The organism is Streptococcus sp. 1559, assembly GCF_013276735.1.
Taxonomy (GTDB): Bacteria; Bacillota; Bacilli; order Lactobacillales; family Streptococcaceae; genus Streptococcus; species Streptococcus pseudopneumoniae.
Map to the genome: position 1 here is coordinate 1 of NZ_VMLO01000108.1, position 1135 is coordinate 1135.

Genomic DNA, 1135 nt, shown 5'->3' on the forward strand with positions numbered 1-1135 from the left:
GAAAGCATCTAAGTGTGAACCCCACCTCAAGATGAGATTTCCCATGATTTTATATCAGTAAGAGCCCTGAGAGATGATCAGGTAGATAGGTTAGAAGTGGAAGTGTGGCGACACATGTAGCGGACTAATACTAATAGCTCGAGGACTTATCCAAAGTAACTGAGAATACGAAAGCGAACGGTTTTCTTGGTTTGAATAGATATTCAATTTTGAGTAGGTATTACTCAGAGTTAAGTGACGATAGCCTAGGAGATACACCTGTACCCATGCCGAACACAGAAGTTAAGCCCTAGAACGCCGGAAGTAGTTGGGGGTTGCCCCCTGTGAGATAGGGAAGTCGCTTAGCTCTAGGGAGTTTAGCTCAGCTGGGAGAGCATCTGCCTTACAAGCAGAGGGTCAGCGGTTCGATCCCGTTAACTCCCAAAGGTCCCGTAGTGTAGCGGTTATCACGTCGCCCTGTCACGGCGAAGATCGCGGGTTCGATTCCCGTCGGGACCGTTTAAGGTAACGCAAGTTATTTTAGACTCGTTAGCTCAGTTGGTAGAGCAATTGACTTTTAATCAATGGGTCACTGGTTCGAGCCCAGTACGGGTCATATCTGCGGGTTTGGCGGAATTGGCAGACGCACCAGATTTAGGATCTGGCGCTTAACGGCGTGGGGGTTCAAGTCCCTTAACCCGCATTGAGATATAATAGATGAGCCGGCTTAGCTCAGTTGGTAGAGCATCTGATTTGTAATCAGAGGGTCGCGTGTTCAAGTCATGTAGCCGGCATTTTTAGATAGAAGAAAATAGTGCGAACGTAGTTCAGTGGTAGAACACCACCTTGCCAAGGTGGGGGTCGCGGGTTCGAATCCCGTCGTTCGCTTAGAGAGGCCGGGGTGGCGGAACTGGCAGACGCACAGGACTTAAAATCCTGCGATTGGTAACGATCGTACCGGTTCGATTCCGGTCTTCGGCATAATATAATGAGCACCCTTAGCTCAACTGGATAGAGTACCTGACTACGAATCAGGCGGTTAGAGGTTCGACTCCTCTAGGGTGCATTTTTCTATTTAACTCGGGAAGTAGCTCAGCTTGGTAGAGTACTTGGTTTGGGACCAAGGTGTCGCAGGTTCGAATCCTGTCTTCCCGAT

General features: G+C 49.0%; 9 tRNA genes and 2 rRNA genes. All 11 read left to right on the plus strand.

Features of this window, described 5'->3' with window-relative positions:
* Positions 1-154, plus strand: a 23S ribosomal RNA gene (locus HT688_RS10595); the annotation flags it as partial.
* A gap of 76 nt (positions 155-230) precedes the next feature.
* Positions 231-346, plus strand: a 5S ribosomal RNA gene (gene rrf, locus HT688_RS10600).
* 4 nt (positions 347-350) lie between these two features.
* Positions 351-423 (plus strand) — tRNA-Val (locus tag HT688_RS10605).
* Positions 424-425: 2 nt separating this feature from the next.
* Positions 426-498, plus strand: a tRNA-Asp gene (locus HT688_RS10610).
* Between the two features lie 24 nt (positions 499-522).
* Positions 523-595 (plus strand) — tRNA-Lys (locus tag HT688_RS10615).
* A gap of 5 nt (positions 596-600) precedes the next feature.
* Positions 601-682 (plus strand) — tRNA-Leu (locus HT688_RS10620).
* A gap of 18 nt (positions 683-700) precedes the next feature.
* A tRNA-Thr gene (locus tag HT688_RS10625) sits at positions 701-773 on the plus strand.
* Positions 774-795: 22 nt separating this feature from the next.
* Positions 796-867 (plus strand) — tRNA-Gly (locus HT688_RS10630).
* Positions 868-874: 7 nt separating this feature from the next.
* A tRNA-Leu gene (locus tag HT688_RS10635) sits at positions 875-960 on the plus strand.
* Positions 961-971: 11 nt separating this feature from the next.
* Positions 972-1045: transfer RNA gene (locus tag HT688_RS10640), tRNA-Arg, on the plus strand.
* A 15-nt stretch (positions 1046-1060) separates the two neighbouring features.
* Positions 1061-1134, plus strand: a tRNA-Pro gene (locus tag HT688_RS10645).
* The last annotated feature ends 1 nt before the right edge of the window (position 1135 follow it).